The organism is Pseudomonas sp. H3_E07, assembly GCF_054668895.1.
Map to the genome: position 1 here is coordinate 3,455,637 of NZ_CP162795.1, position 22,326 is coordinate 3,477,962.

A 22,326-nucleotide genomic window follows, 5' to 3' on the forward strand; every position below is an offset into this window, starting at 1 on the left:
GAAAGTTTCCAGCGTCCTACAGACGGCATAAAGATGTCGCTGAAGGGGAACGATCAACGCCCAAACCCGTCAGTTCCTTACAGACCCTTCTGAAGGAGCCCGGTGTTTTGCTGAATCTAAAGACTGCATTACTGCTCGGCGCGCTGCTGTTCTGCGGCAGTGGCGCGCTACAGGCTGCGGCCACGGCGCCTGAACCTGAAGCGCCGGCGAAGCCGGAATTGCTGGTGGAGGGCGGTTTGCTGGGGGCGATCAGTTCCAGCATTGATGACGTACAGCAAAAGCTCGATCTCAATCAGAACCTGATCGATGAGTGGCGCCTGCGGGCGGACCGAGCGGCCGATGAGGTCGGGCGGTTGGTCAATCAGACGGCTGCGCGCTCACCCTGGAGCGTGGCGGGGGATTTCCTGTTGCTGTCCGGCGTGTGGTGCGGGGCTTTTGTGGTGCTGACGCTCCTGGGGCGGTTTATCGTGCAGCGCTTGGGCCGTCGCACTTTCTTCGAGCGGCGCGAGCGCCTGCTGGCAGTGCTCGGGTACGTGATTCCCTATACGATTCCTGCGCTGATTTGCCTGCCGCTGACCCTGTATGTCAGCCACTTTTTACCCACCTCCATAGGTCGCGCGCTGGCGCTGTGTTTTGCCTACGCCACCAGCAGCGGCATTTTTTCCACCTCGATGCTGTTGTGCGTCATTGTCATGTTCAATGTCGGACACAAGCGCCCGGCGGTTCGGATTATTCGCAGCTACTGCCCCAAACCGCTGTTCCTGATCGGCTTTCTCGCGGCCCTCAGCGATGCGTTGACCAGCCCCCAGATCGCTCGCCAGCTCGGTGGCAATATCACCAGCAGTATCGCGGTGTTTACCGGTTTGTTCGCGGCGGTGATCTTCGGCGTGCTGGTGGTACGACTGCATCGGCCGGTGGCTCATCTGATTCGTAACCGGCCGTTGGCCCAACGCCTCAAACATCCGGCGTTGCAGCAATCACTGCGGGTGTTTTCCGGGTTGTGGTATTGGCCGATTCTGCTGATGGTGCTGGTCTCGGCAATCAACCTGATCGGCGCCGGCGACGATAATCAGAAGACCCTGCGTTGCGCGCTGTTCACCACGATCCTGCTGATCGGCACGGTGTTTCTCAGCACGGTGTTGCAACACCTGTTCAAGTCGCGCAGCCAGGTGGCGATCCAGCGCAGCAGTGCCTACAAGGAACGCTTCCTCAGCCTGTTGCACGCGATCCTGCGTATTGTCATGGCCATCGCGTTTATCGAGATCCTCGGGCGGATCTGGGGGGTGTCGCTGTTCGAATTCGCCCAACGCAATTCGGTGGGTCGGGCGATCAGTGATTCTCTCAGCAGCATCGGCCTGATCCTGCTGATGACCTGGCTGTTCTGGGTGGTGCTCGACACGGCTATCCAGGAAGCGTTGAAACCGCCGGTCAACAAACGCTCCAGTCGCCAGCCCAGCACACGGGTGAAAACCATCCTGCCGCTGCTGCGCAATGCGGTGAAGATCATTCTGGTGGTGATCTGCGCGATCACTACCATGGCCAATCTCGGGATCAACGTCGCGCCGCTGCTGGCCGGTGCCGGGGTGGTCGGCCTGGCCATTGGTTTCGGCTCGCAACAACTGGTGCAGGACGTGATCACCGGGCTGTTCATCATCATCGAAGACACCCTGTCCATTGGCGACTGGGTGGTGCTCGACTCGGGCCACGCCGGCACCGTCGAAGGCCTGACGATTCGCACACTGCGCCTGCGCGATGGCAAGGGCTTTGTGCACTCGGTGCCGTTCGGGCAAATCAAGGCAGTCACCAACCAGTCGCGGCAATTTGCGTATGCGTTCTTCTCGGTGCAGTTCACTTACGACACGGACGTGGACAAGGCGGTGGAGCTGATCCGCGAGGCGGGGCAGTCGATCCGTGATGACGTGTTCCTCAAGTACAACCTGCAAGGGCCGCTGGAGGTGTTTGGCGTCGACAAGATGGACCTTAATGGCGTGGTGCTCACTGCGCAGTTTCGCACGGTGTCGGGCGGGCAATATGCGGTGAGTCGCGCGTTCAACCAGCGCTTGAAAAAGCTTGTGGATAACTGTGGCGAGGTGCATTTCGCGCAGACTTATCCACAGCAGGTCCTGGTGCCTGCGCGGACGGCCCTTGAGCATGAACCTACCGAGGCTGGCGCGAAGATAGTTAATCCGTGACGGTTGCGCTACAAACCCGCAAAATGCAACGATTCTGATAAATACCTAATAACCATCGTTCCATACTGACCGGGCCTGCTCAATCTATGCGAATGCGCCTTATGTTACTGGGCGGCGGGAATGCCCTCGGGCAGGCGCTGATTCGCCTCGGTGCAGAGGAAGACATCGGTTTCCTCGCCCCCAAACCGCCCCAAGACGGCTGGGATGCCGCGAGCCTCACCCAATTGCTCGACGACACCCGTCCCGATGCGTTGATCAACCTCGCCTACTATTTCGACTGGTTCCAGGCCGAAGCGGTCAGCGAAACCCGCCTGGCTGGCCAAGAGTTCGCCATCGAGCGCCTGGCCGAGCTGTGCCAGCACCACAACATCACCCTGCTGCAACCGTCCAGCTACCGCGTGTTCGATGGCTCCCGCGCTACCGCCTACAGCGAAAAGGACGAGCCGGTGCCCCTGGGCCTGCGCGGCCAGGCGTTGTGGCGCATCGAGCAAAGTGTGCGCGCCACCTGCCCGCAACATGTGTTGCTACGGTTTGGCTGGCTGCTGGATGACAGCGCTGACGGCACCCTCGGGCGCTTCCTGGCCCGGGCGGAGAAACCGGATGAATTGCTGATGGCGGACGACCGTCGCGGCAATCCGACGCCGGTGGACGATGCCGCGCGGGTGATCATCTCGGTGCTCAAGCAGCTCGATTGTGCGGCGCCGCTGTGGGGCACCTATCACTATGCCGGCCAAGAGGCGACCACGCCGTTGGCGCTGGGCCAGGCGATCCTCACCGAAGCGCGCAGCTACCATCTGCTGGCGATCGAATCCCCCACCGCCCAGGCCCACGCGGCCCGGCCGGATGCGAGCGAAGAACCGCAACACGCGGTACTCGCCTGCAAGAAAATCCTCCACACCTTCGGCATCAAGCCACGGGCATGGCGGGCCGGGCTGCCGGCGTTGCTGGATCGTTTCTACCGCCACAGCTGAATACACGCAAAACCAAATGTGGGAGCGGCGGTGCGCCGCTCCCACATTGGTTATGCAGTGTTGCTTAGAACTTGTAGCCGATACCCACCATGTAAACCATCGGATCCACGTCCACATTGACCTTGGCGCGGGTGCCTTGGCCTAGGGCATTGTTGTCCACGGTCGCCTTGGTGCTGATGTCGATATAGCGCGCCTGGGCGTTGATCATCCACTTGTCGTTGATCATGTAGTCCGCGCCAATCTGCGCGGCCCAGCCCCAGGAGTTTTCAGCCTTGAAGTTGCTGAAGCCGGCGCCTTGAGCACGGCTGCCGACGTGTTCGTCGTAGATCCAGGTGTAGTTGATACCGGCGCCCACGTACGGCTGGAAGGCCGACTTGTTGTCCAGTGGGTAGTACACGATGCTCAGGGTCGGCGGCAGGTGTTTCAGGGTACCGAGCTTGCCGTTGGCGGCGCCAAGGGCGGTGTTCTTGATCTTCACATCATGCTCGAACGGCGTCGCGGCCAGCAGTTCGATACCGACGTGGTTGGTCAGCATGTAGGCGAAGTTCAGACCCAGTTGGGTATCGCTGCTCATGGTCGCCTTGCCGCCCAGGTTGGCGCCCGCCAATGGACCCTGGTCAACTTTGACGTGACCGCTGTCCGCCTTCGGGTTCACGGTGATTGCACCGGCACGCACCAGAATGTCACCCGCTTCATGAGCGTGTACGACGGGGGCGACGAGGGCGAGCGCGAAGAGGGACGCGCCGAGCAGAGACTTGTTCATGGGAGCTCCAAAGGACGTTTAAAAGTTGTACGTCCAATGGTAAAGATCGTTCCGCCCGGTCTTTTGACTCAGCTCAATGAAAGGGCGATCAGCGCTATTCCGGCAGTTCGTACATGTAAATCTTCTCGGCTTCCATCTGGTAACCGGCATCGGCCAGCTCGCTGGTGGATGGCTTGACCTGCATCGCGCCTTCGATCCAGTACGGCTGGTACAGCTCATCGAGTTTCACGCCGATTTCGCTTTTGACATGCACGATCTGGTTCGAGGGCGGCGGCGGGACATGGATGCACGCGCCGAAATACGGCACCAGCAAGAACTCGGTGGTGCGCCCGTTTTCGCTGACCTCCAGTGGCACGATGTAGCCGGGCAAACGAATGTGCTGGCCATTGAGCCCTGGCACCACTGGCGCGTTGGGCATTTCCTGCTTGGCAGCCGGTGCCGACTCCAGGGCATCCGCCATGCCGGAGAGATTGTGCAGCGGTTGCATGTTCGGCACTTCCGGCTCGGCATCCGGTGGGATCAGTTCCGACCAGGTCAGCTCTTTGGGCTCGGCGGCCCAGGCGGGCAGCGCGATCAGCAGAAACAATGCAAACAGGACGCGACGCATCAAGGCCTTCCTCATAAACGTATGGACAGGCCATCGGCCAGGGATTGCCGATAGGCACGCCACGCGGGCACGCTGCCCATCAACAGTGCGGCGGCCAGGATACCGGCGAGCAGCGTCCATTCATATTCGCTCGGCCAGGACATCGGCAGGTCCAGGCCGTAATTGGCCTGCAGATACCCGCGTGAGGCGGCGATGCACACGTAAAGCAAACCAACGCCGGCTACCACGCCGGACAGCGCCAGGGCGAAGGCTTCGAAGATCAGCAACGTCGCGATATGCCAAGGGCGCGCACCTACAGAGCGCAAAATCGCCATTTCGCGGCGGCGTTCGTTGAGGCTGGTGAGGATCGCTGTGAGCATGCCGATCAAGCCGGTGAGCACCACGAACAGCGAGATCACGAACAGCGCTTTTTCGGCGGTGCCCATCATGCTCCATAACTCTTGCAGCGCCACGCCGGGCAGGATCGCCAGCATCGGCTCGCCACGGAACTCGTTGATTTCCCGTTGCAGGGCGAAGGTGGAAATCTTGTTGTTCAGGCCCAGCATGAACGCGGTGATGGCCTGCGGCGTGAGGTCCATGTTGCGCGCCTGGTCGGCACTGATGCGGCCTTTGCCCTGGGCCGGCACGCCGTTGTGCCAGTCGATGTGGATCGCCTCCATGCCGCCGAGGCTGATGTGCAACGTGCGATCCACCGGTGTGCCGGTGCGCTTGAGGATGCCGACTACGGTGAAGGGCTTGTCATCGTGCTTCACCAGGCTGACCACGGCTACGCCGTGGGCCAGCACCAGTTTGTCGCCGAGTTTGTAATGCAACGCGTCGGCGACTTCTGCACCGAGCACCACTTCAAACGGGTCGGTGGCGAAGGCGCGTCCGCTGGCCAGTTCGAGGTTTTGCTTGCGGCCGTATTGGTAATGTTCGAAGTAGGATTCATTGGTGCCCATCACACGGTAGCCGCGATGGGAGTCGCCGAGGGAAATCGGGATCGCCCATTTCACCTGAGGGCTGGCGGCGAAATGCTCGAAGCTGTCCCAGCGGATGTTGTTGGTGGCATTGCCAATGCGGAACACCGAGTACAGCAGCAGGTTCACCGAACCTGAGCGCGCACCGACGATCAGGTCGGTGCCGCTGATGGTGCTGGCGAAACTGTTGCGCGCCTCAACGCGCACGCGCTCCACCGCCAGCAACAGGCACACCGACAGGGCGATGGCGAATGCGGTGAGGATCGCGGTAAAGCGGCGGTTAGCCAGGCTGGCCATGGCTAGACGGAACAGATACATCTCAAACCTCTGCGGGCGTGGCGGCGCGATTGAGTTCGGCCAGCGACAGGTTGCGGTCGAACAACGAAGCCAGGCTCTGGTCATGGCTGACAAACAACAGGCTGGCGCCGGCCTCACGGCATTCGGCAAACAACAGCTGTAGGAAGGCTTCGCGGGCGTCGTGGTCCAGGGCCGAGGTGGGTTCGTCGGCGATCACCAGTTCCGGTTGGCCGATCAACGCACGGGCGGCGGCCACCCGCTGCTGCTGGCCGATGGAAAGTGAGTCGGCGCGGCGCTCCAGCAGGGATTTGTCTTTCAATCCCAGGTGCGCGAGTAAAGCGGCGGCGGCCTGGTCGACACTGCCGTGGCGCTGTTTCGCCCGTTGCGCACGCAGTGTGGAAAAGTGGCAGGGCAACTCGACGTTCTCGCGTACCGACAAGAACGGCAGCAGGTTGAACTGCTGGAAAATGTAGCCGGTGTGGTCGACGCGAAAACGATCGCGCGCGCCAGCCGAAAGCTCGGTCAGTTCCTGGCCGAGCAGGCGGATACTGCCCCGGCTGGGTTTCTGCACCCCGCCAAGCAGGCCCAGCAATGTGGTTTTGCCACTGCCGCTCGGGCCCTTGAGAAACAGGGTTTCTCCTGCTTCCAGGCGGAACGCAGGGATGTCCAGCAACTGTGGGTGATTGGGCCAGTTGAAGCCCAGGTCAGACAGTTCGATCAATGCGTGGGTCATGGGAAATCAGTATTGCCTGGTGGTGGAAAATGACGCCGATCCATTGTGGGAGCTGGCTTGCCTGCGATGCGGGCGACTCGGTTTTTGCAGACAGACCGAGGCGATCCCTTCGCAGGCAAGCCAGCTCCCACGGCCAAATCAGAACTTCAGGGTGGCTGCTGTGGCCGTTGCGTCAACCCCTTGCTGGCCGCTCGGGCCGATCAGTTGTACCTGAATTTTCTGGGTGGCGGGGAAGGTCTTGAACACCTGGGTCAGGTCGAGGTTGCTCAAGGCTGTCGGCGTGGCGCAGGTGAATTGGTAGTGGGCGTGGATTTCGCTGTGGTCGTGATGGTGTTCGTGGGCGGCCGCGCCTTTGCCGTCGGTGGCGTGGTCATCATCGTCATCATGGTCGGCCTCGGGCTTGTCGCCGAACAGCGGGCTGTTGAGTGCCTGGCTGCTGACCACACAACCGGCGGCCTTAGGCAGGTTGAACAGGGCGACAGGGTTTTCCAGCTGTTTGCGCACGGCGGCGACCTTGGCTTTGTCTGCCGGGGTGGTGGCCAGGTGTTCGAAACCCACCAGATTCATTGCCGGGCTATCCAGCTCCAGCTCCAGGGCCTGGCCGTCGAGCACCGCGTTGAGACGGCCCACGCCGTGTTCATGGGCACCAAGGCTAGCGTGTTCATGGTCGTGATCATCATGAGCGTGGGCAACCGCCAATGGCAGCAGGGCAAACGGCAAAGCAAGCAACAGACGGCGCATGAGAAGGCTCCAGAACATGAAAGTTTTGTTATGTGATCTTATAACAATGTGCCCAGAGTTTGACCGCCCGCTTGGCGTTGCGCAAGCCGCATGGGAGCATGCCTGTCAGAAAACTGCAGGAGTAAGGACGATGTTGCGAATTCGTGGAACCGTCGGCGACCTGCCGGTGGACTTGACCCTGGAGCTGGACGACGGCGACTGGGCGCGGCTGGGCGCACAGTTGCAGGCGACGCCCGTGGCCAGCGCGACGGCTGCGCCGGTGGCTCCGGTCAAACACAATGATGATCTATGGCAGAGTGCCCAGGACCTGTTGCGCGAGGCAGGGCAACTCAGTGGCCTGGAGCTGCTTGACCAGTTGGAAGGCTTGGCCGGCGACGCTTCGGCGGGCAAGCGTCTGTTGGTGCGCCTGCGCCATAGCGCCCAGGTGAAGGTTGCCAGCGGCGGGGATACGCCGCTGTACAGCTGGGTCGGCGATTAGTACAGCGCGGCAAACAACTTGCGGCGGTACACGGTCACCAGTGGGTGATCGTTGCCCAGCAGTTCGAACACCTGCAGCAAGGCCTTGTGCGGCAGGCCTTCGCTGTAGCTGCGGTTGCGGATGAACAGCTTGAGCAAACCTTCCAGCGCCGCGTCGTACTGCTGACGCGCCAGTTGCTGGATCGCCAGTTGATAGGCGGCTTCGTCGTCCTGCGGGTTTTGCGCCAGGCGGCTTTTCAGGTCGGCGGCGTCCGGCAGGTCGGCAGCCTGACGCAGGAAGGTGATCTGTGCCTTCGCACCGGCGAGGGCGGCTTTGTGGTCGTCGCTTTTAACCGCGTCCAGCACGGTCTGGGCTTCGCCCAATTCACCGCGTTCGGCCAGGCAGCGTGCGTACAGGATCAGCGCCGCAGCGTTGGTATTGTCCTCGCCCAACAGCGCCACCAACACCGCTTCGGCATCGCTGATGCGACCTTCGGCAAACAAGGCCTGGGCCTGCTCCAACGGATTCGCCGCCGCCGGTGGTGGCATCTGTACATGGGGCTCCAACAGCGCCCGCACCGCCGACTCCGGCTGCGCCCCGGCAAACCCGTCCACCGGCTGGCCATCCTTGAACAGCACCACCGTCGGCAGGCTTTGAATGCCAAAACGCGCGACGATGTCCTGCTCGGCCTCGCAATCGACCTTGGCCAACAGCAACTCGCCCTGATAACTCTCGGCAATCTTCGCGAGCATCGGCATCAACGCCTTGCAGGGCGCGCACCACTCGGCCCAGAAATCCACCAGCACGGGTTTCTCGAAGGAGTTCTGGATTACCGCCTGGTCGAAGGTGGCAGTGGTGACATCGAAGATGTACGGCGTGGGTTCACTCATCGGGCGTCTCGAATAAAGCGGGAATGGGGCAACTATAAGGGCTGGCGCGGTTGGCTGAAAGTGCGGTGGAGTTGGCACCGCTTTCGCGAGCAAGGCCGCTCCCACAGGGGGAACGGGCCCAAGTGTGGGAGCGGGCTTGCTCGCGAAGGTCTCATGCGCGCCGCGAATGGTACAGGCTTACCTTGCGAAATTCCCAAGGCTCCGCCAAGTCCGGCAACGTCAATGCATCAAGGATCTCCAGCCGCTGATAATCCGGGTGCTGAAAATCCCTCACCCGCGAATCCGCCACCAACGCTTCACGGCCACGGGTCAAGAATTGATCCAGCAACGGCAGGTTCGCCCGGTCGTAGAGCACATCGGCGACCAGGATCAGGTCGAAGCGGTCGGCTTCGGCGAAGAAGTCCGCCGAATAACCCAGCGCTACGCCGTTGAGTTCGGCATTCGCTCGACAGGACGCCAACGCCAGTGGGTCCAGGTCGCAGGCCACCACTTCCCGTGCGCCGGCCTTGGCTGCCGCAATCCCTGCAACACCTGAACCCGCGCCAAAATCCAGCACGCGCTTGCCCGCGACCCACTCAGGGTTCGCCGCCAGGTACCGCGCCAGCGCCAGGCCGCTGGCCCAGCAAAAACTCCAGTAGGGCGGTTCATGCAGGATGCGCCGGGTTTCCTCGGGGCTGAAGGCACGGTCCATGTTGTCCGCATCCAGCAGCCATAACGACAACGCGGTGCCCGGCAGCGGGCAGGGCACCAGTTGCGCGTCGCCGATCAGCCCGCTCAGCGCGGCTTGCAGGTCCAGCGGTGGCGTCATGGTGCCTTGACGAGTTGCAGGGGGCCGGTGGACTGGTTGATTGCCTGGGTCACACGCACGGCGGGCAGGTGCAGGATCAACTGGCCGGATTGGCTGGCGCGGCCACGTAGTTCAACCCGCGCGCCGGCCGGGAACGCTTCGGGGTTGAAGCGCAGGCGAAAGGCCAGGGGCTTGCCGTTGCCGCTCAATACGCTGCTGGCCAGCAATTGTTGCGGGCGCGAACGGTCGTCGATCACCAGCAGCGCCATCTCGACTTCGGCACCCGCCGGAATGTTGGTCAGGCTGCCGCTGATTTCCCGTTGATAGGCGGGCAGGGGACCCAGGTCTTCAATGCCAGGTACTTTTTTCTCTTGCGCGGGAGTGGGTTGAGGTGCGGCCGGCTTGGGGGCTTCGCTGCTGCAGGCGACCAGGAAACTGAACACGGTGAGCAAAACAAGTGGTCGTAACTGCATGTACGGCTCCAGAAAGGACAAAATCCGTGGCTAAAAAAATATGAAACATAATAGTCAGCCTATATACCGTAAAGGCTATGGCTTGTCTTGCCACGGGGATGCGCTACCATGGCCCTCCCTTTATTTGTTGCCTGCCCACCATGCACTGTCCCTTCTGCGGTGCCAACGACACCAAGGTCATTGACTCGCGTCTGGTCGCCGAGGGCGATCAAGTGCGTCGCCGGCGCGAATGCCTGGCCTGCGGTGAACGTTTCACCACCTTTGAAACCGCCGAACTGGTATTGCCACGTCTGATCAAATCCGACGGTAGCCGCCAGCCTTTCGACGAAGAAAAACTGCGCGCCGGTATGCAGCGCGCCCTGGAAAAACGCCCGGTGAGTGTCGAGCGGCTGGAGGCGGCGCTGGTGCATATCAAGCACAAGTTGCGTGCGACCGGTGAGCGCGAGGTCAAGAGCCTGGTGGTTGGAGAACTGGTGATGGGCGAGCTGCAAAAGCTCGACGAAGTTGCCTATATCCGTTTCGCCTCGGTGTATCGACGCTTCCAGGACCTCAACGAGTTCCGCGAAGAGATCGACCGCCTGGCCCGTGAGCCTGCCAAAGAATGAACCCACTGCCTGCCGAACAAGCTGTGCTCGACGCCCATTACATGGCCCGTGCCCTGGAACTGGCGCGCAAGGGCCTGTACACCACCCATCCCAACCCGCGTGTGGGGTGCGTGATTGTACGTGACGGGCAGATTGTCGGCGAAGGCTGGCATGAGCGAACCGGCGAACCCCATGCCGAGCCCAATGCCCTGCGCGCCGCTGGTGCCAGGGCCCGTGGCGCCACGGTGTATGTGACCCTCGAACCGTGCAGCCACCACGGGCATACGCCGCCCTGCGCTGATGCGTTGGTCACTGCGGGTGTCGCTCGCGTTGTGGCTGGCATGCAGGACCCGAACCCCGAAGTGGCGGGGCGCGGCATGCAGCGCTTGGCTCAGGCCGGTATTGAGGTCCGTAGCGGGGTGCTGGAAGCTGAAGCGCGCGCGCTGAATCCAGGTTTCCTCAAGCGCATGGAACACGGCCTGCCCTTCGTGCGGGTCAAGCTGGCGATGAGCCTGGACGGCCGCACCGCGATGGCCAACGGCGAAAGCCAATGGATCACCGGCCCCGCCGCTCGCGCCGCCGTGCAGCGCCTGCGCGCCGAGGCCAGCGTGGTGCTGACCGGCGCCGATACGGTGCTGGCCGACGGGGCACGCCTGACCGTGCGCGCCGCCGAACTCGGCCTGGACGAAGCCACCACCGCCCTGGCCATGTCACGTCCGCCGTTGCGGGTGTTGATCGACGGCCGCCTGCGCGTGCCGCTCAATGCGCCGTTCTTCAAGGCCGGGCCGGCGCTGGTCATCACCTGCGTAACCCCGGAAAACCAGTTTCCCCGTGGCCCCGAGTGCCTGGTGGTACCGGGCGTCGATGGTCAGGTCGACCTGCGCTCGGCGCTGGTCGCGCTGGCAGCCCGTGGCGTCAATGAAGTGTTGGTGGAGGCCGGCCCAAGCCTGGCCGGTGCGTTTGCCCAGCAAGGCCTGGTGGATGAATACGTGATTTTCATCGCCGGCAAGTTCCTCGGCTCCGCCGCCCGGCCTTTGTTGGACTGGCCGCTTGAGAAACTGGCCAACGCCCCCCAACTCAAGATCACTGAAATGCGCGCTGTAGGCGACGACTGGCGAGTCACTGCCATCCCTGTGCCAGCAGCGAGCGTATAATTCCCGGCCTGCGCTTGCGCGTCAGCCCCTCGTTTTCAGGAGAACGAAATGTTCACCGGCATTATCGAATCCATCGGCAGCATCCGTGCAATGACCCCAAAAGGCGGCGACGTACGCCTGCTGGTTGAAACCGGCAAGCTCGACCTGGGTGACGTCAAGCTGGGCGACAGTATTGCCGTCAGCGGCGTCTGCCTGACCGTCATCGAACTGCCGGGCAATGGTTTTGCCGCTGATGTCAGCCGGGAAACCCTGGATTGCACCGCGATGAACGACCTCAAGGCCGGCAGCCCGGTCAACCTGGAAAAAGCCCTGACCCCCACCACCCGTCTCGGTGGTCACCTGGTCAGCGGCCACGTCGACGGCGTCGGCGAAGTGGTTGCCCGCAGCGAAAACGCGCGTGCCGTGGAGTTTCGCATCCGCGCGCCGAAAGAATTGGCCAAGTACATCGCCCACAAAGGCTCGATCACCGTCGACGGCACCAGCCTGACCGTGAACGCCGTGAATGGCGCCGAGTTTGAACTGACCATCATTCCCCACACCCTCAGCGAAACCATCATGGCGTCTTACCAGCCGGGTCGCCGGGTGAACCTGGAAGTGGACTTGCTTGCCCGTTACCTGGAGCGCCTGTTGCTGGGCGATAAGGCCGCAGAGCCCGCCACCGGTAACATCACCGAAAGTTTTCTGGCCGCTAACGGCTACCTGAAATCCTGACCAAGGGGGTGCCGCGTGGCGCTCAATAGCATCGAAGAACTGGTTGAAGACATCCGCCAAGGCAAGATGGTCATCCTGATGGATGACGAAGACCGCGAGAACGAAGGCGACATCATCATGGCCGCCGAGGCCTGCCTGCCTGAGCACATCAACTTCATGGCCAAGCACGCGCGCGGGTTGATCTGCATGCCCATGAGCCGTGAGCGTTGTGAATTGCTCAAGCTGCCGTTGATGGCACCTCGCAATGGCTCGGGTTTTGGCACCAAGTTCACCGTATCGATTGAGGCCACCACCGGCGTCACCACCGGTATCTCTGCTGCTGACCGTGCACGCACCGTGCAGGCCGCCGCCGCGAAAGACGCCAAGGCCGAAGACATCGTCAGCCCCGGCCACATCTTCCCACTGATGGCCCAGCCCGGCGGAACCCTGGCCCGCGCCGGCCACACCGAAGCCGCCTGCGACCTGGCGCGCATGGCCGGTTTCGAGCCGAGCGGGGTGATCTGCGAAGTGATGAACGACGACGGCACCATGGCCCGTCGCACCGAACTCGAGGCGTTTGCCGCCGAGCACAACCTCAAGATCGGCACCATCGCCGACCTGATTCACTACCGCATGATCCACGAACGTACCGTTCAGCGGATTGCCGAGCAGCCACTGGACAGCGAATTGGGCCAATTCAATCTGGTGACCTACCGTGATTCAGTGGAAGGTGACGTGCACATGGCCCTGACTCTGGGCACCATTTGCGCCGAAGAGCCGACCTTGGTGCGCGTGCACAACATGGACCCATTGCGCGACCTGTTGATGGTCAAGCAGCCCGGCCGCTGGAGCCTGCGCGCCGCCATGACTGCGGTTTCCGAGGCCGGCAGTGGTGTGGTGCTGTTGCTCGGTCACCCGTTGGATGGCGATGTCTTGCTGGCGCATATCCGCGAAACGGCTGATCACGCGCCAGTGAAAAAACCGACCACCTACAGCATCGTCGGTGCCGGTTCGCAGATCCTGCGTGACCTGGGCGTGCGCAAAATGCGCCTGATGAGTGCGCCAATGAAATTTAATGCGATATCCGGTTTCGACCTGGAAGTAGTAGAATACGTGCCCTCCGAATAAAGGCTGGCGATTTTCGCCCCTTGTTCGTGGTTCAAATATCACTAAGGGACGCGTCATACACGCGTCCCGGCTCTTTAAGAGATTTGTCGAATGACCCTGAAGACCATCGAAGGTACCTTCATCGCCCCCAAAGGCCGCTACGCCCTGGTGGTTGGCCGCTTCAACAGCTTCGTGGTTGAAAGCCTGGTAAGCGGTGCCGTGGACGCCTTGGTTCGCCACGGTGTGAGCGAGAGCGATATCACCCTCATCCGCGCCCCTGGCGCCTTCGAAATTCCACTGGTTGCGCAAAAAGTTGCTCAGCAGGGTGAATACGCGGCGATCATCGCCCTGGGCGCGGTCATTCGTGGCGGTACTCCGCACTTCGAATACGTGGCAGGTGAATGCACCAAGGGCCTGGCCCAGGTGTCCATGGAGTTCGGCGTACCCGTCGCTTTCGGCGTGCTGACCGTGGATTCCATCGAGCAAGCCATCGAGCGTTCCGGCACCAAGGCCGGCAACAAAGGCGCTGAAGCTGCCCTGTCCGCCCTGGAAATGGTCAGCCTGCTGTCGCAGTTGGAGGCCAAGTGATTTCCGACGAGAGCGACAACTTCAACCCGCGCGAGCCACGTCCAGCCGATGCTGGCAAGCCATCCAAGAACGAGAAGCGTCGCGCTGCTCGTCAGTTGGCGACCCAGGCGCTGTATCAGCGTCACCTGGCGGGCGCTTCGTTGAACGAGATCGAAGCACAGTTTCGCGTCGACAACGATTTTACCTTCGCCGACCTGCCGTACTTCCACGACATTCTGCACGGTGTACATGCCCACCTGACCGAGATCGATACAGCCCTGGCACCTTGCCTGGACCTGACCATCGAAGAGCTGGACCCGGTTGAGCTGTGCGTGATGCGGCTGTCTGCCTGGGAACTGCTGTATCGCGTCGACGTGCCGTACCGCGTGGTAATCAACGAAGGTATCGAGTTGGCGAAAGTCTACGGTTCGACCGACGGCCACAAGTTCGTCAACGGCGTGCTCGACAAGCTGGCTCCGCGCCTGCGTGAAGCCGAAGTGAAGGCGTACAAGCGCTAAACCGCGCTTGGGACCTGAATGGGCGAGTTTGAGCTGATCCGCAACTACTTCGCCGCCGCGCCTTGTGCGCAGGGCGGCGAGGGCATTGCCTTGGGGATCGGTGACGACTGCGCCTTGCTGGCGCTCCCTGCCGGGGAGCAGCTGGCAGTCTCCACCGATACATTGGTGGCCGGGGTGCATTTTGCCGACCCCTGCGACCCGTTCCTGCTGGGCCAGCGCTCGTTGGCCGTGGCAGTCAGCGACCTGGCCGCCATGGGCGCCCATCCCCTCGCGTTTACCCTTGCCCTGACCACGCCGACCGTCAATGCCGATTGGCTGCAACGCTATGCCGAGGGTTTGAACCTCATGGCGCAGCGCTGCGGCGTGGGCCTGGTGGGCGGCGATACCACCCGTGGCCCCTTGAGCCTGACCCTGACCGTGTTTGGTCGCGTACCCGCCGGGCAAGCCTTGACCCGCAGCGGTGCGCGGCCGGGTGACCTGCTGTGTGTCGGCGGTGAATTGGGCAATGCCGCCGGCGCGTTGTCGTTGGTATTGGGCCAGCGCAATGCTGACGCGGCCGTTGCCGATCCGCTACTGGCCCACTACTGGTCGCCGCAGCCGCAGTTGGCCCTGGGGCTGGCACTGCGCGGCAAGGCCACGGCTGCCATGGATATTTCCGACGGTCTCTTGGCCGATTGCGGGCATATCGCCACGGCCTCGGCTGTCAGCCTGTTGATCGAACGCCAGCGCTTGCCCTTGTCCCAGGCGTTGTTGGCGTTTGTCGGCGAGGATGCGGCGCGCGTCGCGGCCCTGAGCGGGGGCGACGACTACGTGCTGGTGTTCACCTTGCCATCCGACGAGTTGGCATCGTTGCTGGCCGACGGCTGGCCGGTCCATGTGATCGGCCGGGTCGAGGCGGGGCAGGGCGTGACGCTGCTCGACGGCAACGGGCACGACATCACGCCAGCCATCCATGGTTATCAACACTTTCAGCAGACCCCCTGAGTCGGTGCACTGCGCTACCCTTTATCGCGTAATCACGGATGCAAGGCCCTGTAGGAGGTCGCCACCATGGATGTGCGCCGTTGGCTGCTGATAGTGCTGTGTGTCTTTACGGCGGTCGTCCAGGCGCAGGACGCGCCCGGCAAGGTCGTGTTGGCCAGTGAGGAGTGGAACGACTACACCAACAAAAATGGCAGCGGCCTGGCCTGGGACGTACTGCGCCAGGTGTTTGAACCCGCCGGAATAACGCTGCAGACGCGTTCAGTGCCCTACACCCGCTCGGTCGGCCTGGCCCAGCGCGGCGAAGTGGATGGCTGGGTCGGTTCCTATTGTGAGGAAGCCACCGGGGTGCTGTACCCCCATTGGAATTTCGATTCCGACCACATCTACGCCCTCGGCCTGGCCGGCACGCCGGCGCCGACGCTGGCTACGCTGGGTAATTACCGCCTGGCCTGGGTGCGTGGCTACAAGTACGAGGAGTACTTGCCCACTGTGCAGCGTTTCAACCAAATCGAGCGCCGAGACGGCATTTTGCCGATGCTGGAACACGCGCGAGCCGACTTCTACATCGATGCGCTGACCGAGGCCCAGTACGTGCTCAATCAGGCGGATGACCCGTCCAGATTCAGACTGACCCACATCGTCGAAATCCCGCTTTATATCGGGTTTGCCGATAACGAACGAGGTCGCGCCTTGATGGCTGTATTCGACAAACGCATGGCTGTTCTGGTGAAAAGCGGCGCGTTGAAGGCGATTTTTGAACGCTGGAAACAGCCATATCCGTTCTAAGTAGGCGCGAGCAAGCGCACGTCTACATAGAATCAATAAGAAGGCCAATCGAACCGATTGATCTTTATCAGCGATAATTCAGCTTAAGCGTCCGTAGGAAGCTGCTGTTACAATGGCCGCCATCGTAAAAACTGAAATCAGGAGCACACGGTGCCCGTCGTTTTCGTCGCCGCTTCCAAGCTGCCTACCCCTTTTGCCACGTTCACCATTAACGGCTTCCTCGAAGACGCCACCGGGCGCGAGCACGTTGTGCTGAGCCTGGGCGATATCGCTGATGGCGCGCCGGTGCTGGGTCGTGTGCATTCCGAATGCCTGACCGGCGACGCGTTGTTCAGCCAGCGTTGCGACTGCGGTTCGCAACTGGAAGCCGCTATGCGCGCCATCGCCCGTGAAGGTCGCGGCGTGTTGCTGTACCTGCGTCAGGAAGGTCGTGGCATTGGCCTGATGAACAAGATCCGCGCCTACGAGCTGCAAGATGGCGGCGCCGATACCGTCGAGGCTAACGAGCGCCTGGGCTTTGCCGCCGACCAGCGTGACTACGCGATCTGCCTGCCGATGCTGGAGCATCTGGGCGTGAAATCCCTGCGCCTGATGACCAACAACCCGCGCAAGGTCAAAGCGTTGACCGAGATGGGCATCACCGTGGCCGAGCGTGTGCCGCTGCACACCGGGCACAACCCGCACAACAAGCTTTACCTGGCCACCAAGGCCAGCAAGCTCGACCACATGATGGGCAACGAGCATCAGGGCGAGGTCGACCGCGCGTGACCCGTGGCCAGGTGAAACGGCGACTGTCCTTCAACTGGTGGCAGTACCTGGCCCTGGCGTTGTTCCCCCTGTTCGTGATCAACCTGGTGTTTGGTCAGGCTGAGTCCTTGCTGCCAGTGTTGGCCATGCCGTTCTTCATTGCCGGCGTGGCCTCGATGTTTCTTAGCCTGCGTTACTTCAACGGCTATAAACACGCGTTGATCGCCACCTCCAAAGCCCTCGATACCCCCGAAGAGCCGGCTGCCTGGATCACCCTGGCGGCCCGTCGGCGCACGGCGTTGCTGGTGGCGGCCGTGCCGGCCTGGATCGGCGCGCTGGCCGTGTTCGTTGGCTTGGAAGCCGTGCCGCTGTTCCTGCTGGCGCTGTCGACGCTGGTGCTGTTTTACCTTTACCGCATCCCCCGTCAATTAGGATGAGGCGTCACTGGCTGGCGGTCCTGCTGCTGGCGTTCTGTGCTCAGGCTTTGGCGGCCGAGCGGGTGGTCAGCCTGGCGCCGTCCCTGTCTGAAATCGTCGTCGAACTGGGCGCCGCCGACTTGCTGGTGGGTGTGCTCGACGGCGGCGATCGTCCGGTCGCCCTGGCGCAAGTGCCGTCGGTGGGGCATTACGGCCAATTGGACATGGAGCGCCTGCTAAGCCTCAAGCCCGACCTGATCCTGCTGTGGCCCGGCAGCGTCGGCCCGGCCCAGCGTGAGCAATTGCAGCGCCTGAACATCCCGATTTATGTCGCCGAACCCCATAGCCTTGAACAGCTCACCACCCAAGTCCAGGCGATCGCCGAGCAATTGGGGCGACCTGAGTCCGGTCGTCAATTGGCCGCGCACTTGCGCCAACGCTTGGCCGACCTGCGTCAGCGCTATCAGCGTGTCGAACCATTGCGCGTGTTTTACCAGGTATGGAACCAGCCGCTGTATACCGTGGGCGGCGGGCAAATCATCAGCGATGCGTTGAGTGTGTGCGGGGCGCGCAATGTGTTCGACGATCTCAAGCTGCCGGCGCCGCAGGTGAGCATCGAGTCGGTGTTGCAGCGTGACCCCGAGTTGATTCTGGTCGGGGATCAAGCGCAGAGGGAGGCCTGGAGGGTCTGGCCAGCGATGGCGGAACGGGTGCGGTTGGTGCCAGACAAAGGCCTGGAGCGGCCCAGCGGGCAGATGCTGGAGGCGGTGGCGCGGCTGTGTCAGGTGATTGCACCTAACAAGTGATACCGCTTTCGCGAGCAAGCCCGCTCCCACATTTGGAATGCGTTTGCCCTGTGGGAGCGGGCTTGCTCGCGAAGAGGCCTGTACAGGCGACGATCAAATGTCCGGTGTCCAAGTCACCCCAACCATCCACACCCGGCCTTCCTCTCGGTAATCCTGATTATTGGCGTATGTCGGGTCGTTATAGCTATAGCGCGCCCGTGCATAAGTCTTATCCAGCAAGTTGTCGACCTTCAACGACAACGCCACTTCCCGATTCAGCGCCCAACTGCTGCGCAATCCCAGTAAGGCATATCCGCCCAGGCGGTGGGTGTTGTCTTCATCGTCATAACTGCTGCTGATGGCCTGCCAACTGGCGCCCACCCCCAGTTTGTCGAACTGCCGATCCAGATCCAGATTCAACGTACGCCGCGCCCGGCGGGCCAAGGTGTGTCCGCTGTCGCGGTCGCGTGGGTCGATGATCGACAGCCCCAGGTTGCCTTGCCAGCCGAACAGCTCCTGCTTGAGCGCGGCTTCAAAGCCGTTGATGCGCGCCGACGCCACGTTCTGCGGCTTGCCGGAGCGGTCGAGGATGATCGCATCGCTCAAGTCGGTGCGGTACAGCGAGGCTTCCAGGCGTGTGCTGTCGCTCAACTGGCTGCGCCATTGCAGTTCGTAGCTCTTTGAGGTTTCGGGCTGCAGGTTGGGGTTGCTGTACTTCGTATCCGGGTAATACAAGTCGTTGAAGGTCGGCGCACGGAAACCTTCGCTGTAGCTCAGCAACACATCGTTGTCCGGGTTGACCGGCAAGGTCAGGGTGCCGCTCCAGCTATTCTGTCCACCGAACTGCTGGTTCTGGTCACGTCGCAGGCCCAGTTCCGTGGAAAACCAATCACCCTTGAACCGATGCTGCACAAAGGCCGCGCGGTTCCAGCGACTGTTTTCGGTAAAGAGGGTGGAGCCGTGGAAGCGGTCTTCATACCAGTCGCCGCCGAGAATCAGGCTGTTCCGGTCGTTCAGCGTCAGGTCGTTCTGCCAGTTGACCGAGTCGCGGTAAGTGTTGAACACGCTGAAATCGTCACTGAGGGTGTCGCGCTTGGTATCGCGGTTTTCGCTGTGGCCTAACTCCAGGCGTGATTGCCAGCGCTCGTTGAGCTTGGCATCGACATAGCCGCTGGCACTGCTGACGGTGTAGTTGGTGTAGGGCTTTTGCCCTAGCGTTCGCCCGGTAGTGGCGTCGTAGCGGCCGAAACTGTTGTCGTACTCTGACTTGCCGCGGTTATCCAACAGGTTGAAACCGGTCTCCAGCTCATCGCTGAAGGAATGGCTGAGGTTCAGGCTGAGGGACTGATTGCGGTAGGCGTCATGGTCGCCATCGCTGGGGAATGATGTATGCGTCGAGTTGATACCCGCGGTGTCATCCAGGCTCGCGCCGAGGTTGAAACGGGTGTGTTCATCGCCGCCGGACAGGCCAAGGCTGCGCTCCCAGGTCTGGTTGCTGCCAAAGCCCAACTTCAGGCGTGGTTGCAGGCCTTGCTCGGTATTCCGGCGGGTAAATACCTGGATCACCCCGCCAATCGCATCGCTGCCGTAGATCACCGAGCGTGAGCCGCGCAGCACTTCCACTCGTTCAATCTGGTCGACGTTCAGGTATTGCAAGCCGCTGTCGCCGGAGGTGGTATTGGCGATACGTTGGCCGTCCACCAATACCAGGCTTTGCGCGGATTTGGTGCCGCGAATGTAGATCCCCGGCAGGCTGCCACGTCCACCGGTAGGCGCGACCTGCACGCCAGGCACGCGACTGAGCAGGTCGGTGACGCTGGTGGGTTGCAGGCGGTCGATGTCGTCACGGGTGAACACTGTGTTGGCGGCGCTGCTGTCGTTGCGTGCCTGCACCTGGCGGTTCGCGCTGATGACCACGTTGGGAAGTTTCAGGGCGTCGTCGCGTGTGTCGGCGAGCAGGTCCGGAGAGGTTAGCAGCAGCAACGGCAGGGCGAAGCAGAGGCGATTCATGGGCGGTCCACGGCTGTTAAAATTGACACAAAACCAATGTGGGAGCGGGCTTGCTCGCGATAGGGGTGAGGCAGCCACATAAGTAGTGACTGATACACCGCTTTCGCGAGCAAGCCCGCTCCCACATTTTAGTCCCCGTTTCAGCCGGGAGATTGGGTTACAGGCCCAGCAGCGCCATGCGCTCGCGCACCGATGCCTCAATGCCGGCTTCATCCAACCCGCATTCCGCCAGCATCTGCGCCGGCTTGGCGTGTTCGACGTACACATCCGGCAAGCCCAGGTGCAGCACCGACTTGAGGATGTTCTCCCGCGCCAGGAACTCGCTGACTGCCGCACCGGCGCCGCCCATGATGGCGTTTTCTTCGACGGTCACCAGCAATTCGTGGCTGCCGGCAATCTCACGTACCAAGGCTTCATCCAGGGGTTTGACGAAGCGCATGTCGACCACGGTGGCGTCGATCTTCTCGGCGACTTTCAAGGCTTCGGCCAGTTGCACGCCAAACACCAGGAATGCGGTCTTGCTGCCTTGGCGACGCACGATGCCCTTGCCGATCTCGATGGGCTCAAGATCCTTCTCGATCACTGCATTCGGGCCATTACCGCGCGGGTAACGCACGGCCGCCGGGCCGTTGTACAGGTGGCCGGTGCTGAGCATCTTGCGCAGTTCGTTCTCGTCGCTTGGCGTCATTACCAGCATGCCGGGGATGCAGCGCAGGTAGGACAGGTCGAAGCTGCCGGCGTGAGTCGGGCCGTCTTCGCCCACTAAGCCTGCGCGGTCGATGGCAAACAGCACGTCGAGGTTCTGCACCGCCACATCGTGAACAAGCTGGTCATAACCGCGTTGCAGGAAAGTGGAATAGATCGCTACCACCGGCTTGGCGCCTTCACAGGCCATGCCGGCAGCGAACGTCACCGCGTGCTGCTCGGCAATCGCCACGTCGAAATAACGCAGTGGGAAGCGCTCGCTGAACGCGACCAGGTCGGAGCCTTCCTTCATCGCCGGGGTAATGCCCACCAAGCGCGGATCGGCGGCGGCCATGTCACACAGCCATTCGCCGAACACACCGGAATACTTCGGCCCGCTGGCCTTTTTCGGCGCAGCGGCAGGCGCGTCCACCGGCTCCAGCTTGGTGATGGCGTGGTAGCCGATCGGGTCGACTTCCGCCGGGGCGAAGCCTTTGCCTTTCTTGGTGACGATGTGCAGGAACTGCGGCCCCTTGAGGTCACGCATGTTACGCAGCGTGGCGATCAGGGTCGGCAGGTCGTGGCCGTCGATCGGGCCGATGTAGTTCCAGCCCAGCTCTTCGAACAGGGTGCCGGGCACCAGCATGCCCTTGGCGTATTCTTCGGTACGACGGGCAATTTCCCACGCGCCAGGCAGACGCGAGAGGACCTTCTTGCTGCCTTCGCGCATGCTGGCATACGTGCGGCTGGAGAGGATCTTGGCCAGGTAGTTGGACAGGCCGCCGACATTGCGTGAGATCGACATGTCGTTGTCGTTGAGGATCACCAGCATGTTGGCGTCCACTTCCGGCGCATGGTTGAGCGCTTCGAAGGCCATGCCGGCGGTCAGCGCGCCATCACCAATCACCGCAATCGCCTTGCGATCACTGCCTTGCAGGCGGGCGGCAATCGCCATGCCCAGCGCGGCGCTGATCGAGGTACTGGAGTGGCCGACGCCAAAGGTGTCGTACTCGCTCTCGGCGCGGCGCGGGAAGGCGGCAATGCCGTCCTTCTGGCGCAGGCTGCCCATGCGCTCGCGGCGACCCGTGAGGATCTTGTGCGGATACGCCTGATGGCCCACGTCCCAGACCAGCCGGTCATCCGGGGTGTCGAACACGTAATGCAGGGCGATGGTCAGCTCGATGACGCCCAGGCCGGCGCCAAAATGCCCACCGGTCTGGCCGACCGTGTAGAGCAATTCCAGGCGCAACTCATCGGCCAGGGTTTCCAGCTCGGCTTCACCCAATCGACGCAGGCCGGCCGGCGTGACAGCACGGTCAAGCAGGGGCGTGGACGGGCGCTTGCGGGGAATCTCTTGAAACGTCGTGGGCATCAGGCGAATCGTTATAGGTATAGAAGAGGCGGCAGTTTACCTCAAGCATCGC

At 62.2% G+C, this 22,326-nt stretch carries 24 protein-coding genes; 14 read left to right on the top strand and 10 right to left on the bottom strand.

Translation table 11 applies throughout. From position 1 onward, the window contains the following. The first annotated feature begins 107 nt into the window (after positions 1-107). Positions 108-2,192, top strand: a complete 2,085-nt coding sequence (locus AB4O08_RS15800; RefSeq protein WP_460114210.1) for a mechanosensitive ion channel family protein — start codon at positions 108-110, stop codon at positions 2,190-2,192. A gap of 86 nt (positions 2,193-2,278) precedes the next feature. Next, positions 2,279-3,163 carry a sugar nucleotide-binding protein gene (locus AB4O08_RS15805; RefSeq protein ID WP_010206856.1) on the top strand — a complete coding sequence of 295 codons (885 nt, stop codon included), beginning with the start codon at positions 2,279-2,281 and terminating at the stop codon, positions 3,161-3,163. Between the two features lie 64 nt (positions 3,164-3,227). On the opposite strand, the gene AB4O08_RS15810 is transcribed toward AB4O08_RS15805, so the two are convergent. From AB4O08_RS15810 to AB4O08_RS15830, 5 genes are all read right to left on the bottom strand, one after another. Next, the gene (locus AB4O08_RS15810; protein ID WP_010206855.1) at positions 3,228-3,926 is read right to left on the bottom strand and encodes an OmpW/AlkL family protein; all 699 of its coding nucleotides are present in this window, start codon (positions 3,924-3,926) and stop codon (positions 3,228-3,230) included. A gap of 94 nt (positions 3,927-4,020) precedes the next feature. After that, entirely contained in the window at positions 4,021-4,533 is a 513-nt protein-coding gene (locus tag AB4O08_RS15815) for a DUF3299 domain-containing protein (RefSeq protein ID WP_010206854.1), read from the bottom strand. Positions 4,534-4,544: 11 nt separating this feature from the next. After that, positions 4,545-5,810, bottom strand: coding sequence for an ABC transporter permease (locus tag AB4O08_RS15820; RefSeq protein ID WP_010206853.1), 1,266 nt, complete (start codon positions 5,808-5,810; stop codon positions 4,545-4,547). Between the two features lies 1 nt (position 5,811). Next, the gene (locus tag AB4O08_RS15825; protein WP_021492985.1) at positions 5,812-6,522 is read right to left on the bottom strand and encodes an ABC transporter ATP-binding protein; all 711 of its coding nucleotides are present in this window, start codon (positions 6,520-6,522) and stop codon (positions 5,812-5,814) included. 138 nt (positions 6,523-6,660) lie between these two features. Then, positions 6,661-7,263: a DUF2796 domain-containing protein gene (locus AB4O08_RS15830; protein WP_021492984.1), complete on the bottom strand. Its 603-nt coding sequence runs from the start codon at positions 7,261-7,263 to the stop codon at positions 6,661-6,663. A 130-nt stretch (positions 7,264-7,393) separates the two neighbouring features. Between AB4O08_RS15830 and AB4O08_RS15835 the strand changes: the two genes are divergently transcribed. Beyond that, on the top strand, positions 7,394-7,741 hold the full coding sequence (locus AB4O08_RS15835) for a hypothetical protein (protein ID WP_010206848.1): 348 nt from the start codon (positions 7,394-7,396) through the stop codon (positions 7,739-7,741). On the opposite strand, the gene trxA is transcribed toward AB4O08_RS15835, so the two are convergent. The 3 genes from trxA to AB4O08_RS15850 all read right to left on the bottom strand — a co-directional run bounded on the left by trxA (position 7,738) and on the right by AB4O08_RS15850 (position 9,870). Next, positions 7,738-8,610, bottom strand: a complete 873-nt coding sequence (gene trxA / locus AB4O08_RS15840) for a thioredoxin (RefSeq protein ID WP_010206846.1) — start codon at positions 8,608-8,610, stop codon at positions 7,738-7,740. The two genes, AB4O08_RS15835 and trxA, sit on opposite strands and share 4 nt — an antisense overlap. Positions 8,611-8,761: 151 nt before the next feature. After that, a complete protein-coding gene (locus tag AB4O08_RS15845; RefSeq protein WP_010206845.1) occupies positions 8,762-9,418 on the bottom strand; it encodes a class I SAM-dependent methyltransferase in 657 nt (218 codons plus the stop codon). After that, a complete protein-coding gene (locus tag AB4O08_RS15850; RefSeq protein ID WP_187517165.1) occupies positions 9,415-9,870 on the bottom strand; it encodes a YbaY family lipoprotein in 456 nt (151 codons plus the stop codon). The genes AB4O08_RS15845 and AB4O08_RS15850 overlap by 4 nt, the downstream gene beginning before the upstream one ends. Before the next feature lie 140 nt (positions 9,871-10,010). Here AB4O08_RS15850 and nrdR point away from each other — a divergent pair, with 140 nt between their 5' ends. The 11 genes from nrdR (at position 10,011) to AB4O08_RS15905 (ending at position 18,229) form a co-directional block, all read left to right on the top strand. Then, positions 10,011-10,475: a transcriptional regulator NrdR gene (gene nrdR / locus AB4O08_RS15855; RefSeq protein WP_010206843.1), complete on the top strand. Its 465-nt coding sequence runs from the start codon at positions 10,011-10,013 to the stop codon at positions 10,473-10,475. Further along, positions 10,472-11,608, top strand: a complete 1,137-nt coding sequence (gene ribD, locus AB4O08_RS15860; protein ID WP_010206842.1) for a bifunctional diaminohydroxyphosphoribosylaminopyrimidine deaminase/5-amino-6-(5-phosphoribosylamino)uracil reductase RibD — start codon at positions 10,472-10,474, stop codon at positions 11,606-11,608. The genes nrdR and ribD overlap by 4 nt, the downstream gene beginning before the upstream one ends. Before the next feature lie 48 nt (positions 11,609-11,656). Continuing rightward, complete coding sequence (locus tag AB4O08_RS15865; RefSeq protein ID WP_010206841.1) at positions 11,657-12,319, top strand: riboflavin synthase; 663 nt, start codon at positions 11,657-11,659, stop codon at positions 12,317-12,319. Positions 12,320-12,334: 15 nt separating this feature from the next. Next, on the top strand, positions 12,335-13,426 hold the full coding sequence (gene ribBA / locus AB4O08_RS15870) for a bifunctional 3,4-dihydroxy-2-butanone-4-phosphate synthase/GTP cyclohydrolase II (protein ID WP_010206838.1): 1,092 nt from the start codon (positions 12,335-12,337) through the stop codon (positions 13,424-13,426). Between the two features lie 90 nt (positions 13,427-13,516). Then, positions 13,517-13,993, top strand: coding sequence for a 6,7-dimethyl-8-ribityllumazine synthase (gene ribH / locus AB4O08_RS15875; protein WP_003194576.1), 477 nt, complete (start codon positions 13,517-13,519; stop codon positions 13,991-13,993). Then, entirely contained in the window at positions 13,990-14,490 is a 501-nt protein-coding gene (gene nusB, locus AB4O08_RS15880) for a transcription antitermination factor NusB (protein ID WP_010206836.1), read from the top strand. The genes ribH and nusB overlap by 4 nt, the downstream gene beginning before the upstream one ends. Before the next feature lie 18 nt (positions 14,491-14,508). Continuing rightward, entirely contained in the window at positions 14,509-15,474 is a 966-nt protein-coding gene (gene thiL, locus AB4O08_RS15885; protein ID WP_010206834.1) for a thiamine-phosphate kinase, read from the top strand. A 66-nt stretch (positions 15,475-15,540) separates the two neighbouring features. Next, complete coding sequence (locus AB4O08_RS15890; RefSeq protein WP_460114212.1) at positions 15,541-16,260, top strand: substrate-binding periplasmic protein; 720 nt, start codon at positions 15,541-15,543, stop codon at positions 16,258-16,260. Between the two features lie 150 nt (positions 16,261-16,410). Next, positions 16,411-17,028, top strand: coding sequence for a GTP cyclohydrolase II (ribA, locus tag AB4O08_RS15895; RefSeq protein WP_010206831.1), 618 nt, complete (start codon positions 16,411-16,413; stop codon positions 17,026-17,028). Beyond that, positions 17,025-17,444 (top strand): nuclear FMR1 interacting 1 family protein, encoded by a 420-nt coding sequence (locus AB4O08_RS15900; protein ID WP_010206829.1) that lies wholly within the window; start codon positions 17,025-17,027, stop codon positions 17,442-17,444. Before ribA ends, AB4O08_RS15900 begins: the two co-directional genes overlap by 4 nt. Further along, a complete protein-coding gene (locus AB4O08_RS15905; protein ID WP_021492980.1) occupies positions 17,441-18,229 on the top strand; it encodes a cobalamin-binding protein in 789 nt (262 codons plus the stop codon). The genes AB4O08_RS15900 and AB4O08_RS15905 overlap by 4 nt, the downstream gene beginning before the upstream one ends. Positions 18,230-18,322: 93 nt before the next feature. Here the strand turns inward: AB4O08_RS15905 and AB4O08_RS15910 are convergent, their stop codons facing one another. Both AB4O08_RS15910 and dxs read right to left on the bottom strand, forming a co-directional pair. Continuing rightward, complete coding sequence (locus AB4O08_RS15910; protein WP_460114213.1) at positions 18,323-20,218, bottom strand: TonB-dependent receptor domain-containing protein; 1,896 nt, start codon at positions 20,216-20,218, stop codon at positions 18,323-18,325. Positions 20,219-20,375: 157 nt separating this feature from the next. Then, positions 20,376-22,274, bottom strand: a complete 1,899-nt coding sequence (gene dxs, locus AB4O08_RS15915) for a 1-deoxy-D-xylulose-5-phosphate synthase (RefSeq protein WP_010206825.1) — start codon at positions 22,272-22,274, stop codon at positions 20,376-20,378. Positions 22,275-22,326 lie beyond the last annotated feature (52 nt).

Bases quoted from the DNA above. Each gene is read 5' to 3' on its own strand.
- AB4O08_RS15825 (WP_021492985.1), bottom strand. From the start codon at position 6,522: ATGACCCACGCATTGATCGAACTGTCTGACCTGGGCTTCAACTGGCCC.
- AB4O08_RS15820 (WP_010206853.1), bottom strand. From the start codon at position 5,810: ATGTATCTGTTCCGTCTAGCCATGGCCAGCCTGGCTAACCGCCGCTTT.
- AB4O08_RS15805 (WP_010206856.1), top strand. From the start codon at position 2,279: ATGCGAATGCGCCTTATGTTACTGGGCGGCGGGAATGCCCTCGGGCAG.
- AB4O08_RS15850 (WP_187517165.1), bottom strand. From the start codon at position 9,870: ATGCAGTTACGACCACTTGTTTTGCTCACCGTGTTCAGTTTCCTGGTC.
- AB4O08_RS15865 (WP_010206841.1), top strand. From the start codon at position 11,657: ATGTTCACCGGCATTATCGAATCCATCGGCAGCATCCGTGCAATGACC.
- thiL (WP_010206834.1), top strand. From the start codon at position 14,509: ATGGGCGAGTTTGAGCTGATCCGCAACTACTTCGCCGCCGCGCCTTGT.
- trxA (WP_010206846.1), bottom strand. From the start codon at position 8,610: ATGAGTGAACCCACGCCGTACATCTTCGATGTCACCACTGCCACCTTC.
- ribH (WP_003194576.1), top strand. From the start codon at position 13,517: ATGACCCTGAAGACCATCGAAGGTACCTTCATCGCCCCCAAAGGCCGC.
- ribD (WP_010206842.1), top strand. From the start codon at position 10,472: ATGAACCCACTGCCTGCCGAACAAGCTGTGCTCGACGCCCATTACATG.
- AB4O08_RS15835 (WP_010206848.1), top strand. From the start codon at position 7,394: ATGTTGCGAATTCGTGGAACCGTCGGCGACCTGCCGGTGGACTTGACC.
- AB4O08_RS15910 (WP_460114213.1), bottom strand. From the start codon at position 20,218: ATGAATCGCCTCTGCTTCGCCCTGCCGTTGCTGCTGCTAACCTCTCCG.
- AB4O08_RS15830 (WP_021492984.1), bottom strand. From the start codon at position 7,263: ATGCGCCGTCTGTTGCTTGCTTTGCCGTTTGCCCTGCTGCCATTGGCG.
- AB4O08_RS15845 (WP_010206845.1), bottom strand. From the start codon at position 9,418: ATGACGCCACCGCTGGACCTGCAAGCCGCGCTGAGCGGGCTGATCGGC.
- AB4O08_RS15905 (WP_021492980.1), top strand. From the start codon at position 17,441: ATGAGGCGTCACTGGCTGGCGGTCCTGCTGCTGGCGTTCTGTGCTCAG.
- AB4O08_RS15890 (WP_460114212.1), top strand. From the start codon at position 15,541: ATGGATGTGCGCCGTTGGCTGCTGATAGTGCTGTGTGTCTTTACGGCG.
- nrdR (WP_010206843.1), top strand. From the start codon at position 10,011: ATGCACTGTCCCTTCTGCGGTGCCAACGACACCAAGGTCATTGACTCG.
- AB4O08_RS15810 (WP_010206855.1), bottom strand. From the start codon at position 3,926: ATGAACAAGTCTCTGCTCGGCGCGTCCCTCTTCGCGCTCGCCCTCGTC.
- dxs (WP_010206825.1), bottom strand. From the start codon at position 22,274: ATGCCCACGACGTTTCAAGAGATTCCCCGCAAGCGCCCGTCCACGCCC.
- AB4O08_RS15815 (WP_010206854.1), bottom strand. From the start codon at position 4,533: ATGCGTCGCGTCCTGTTTGCATTGTTTCTGCTGATCGCGCTGCCCGCC.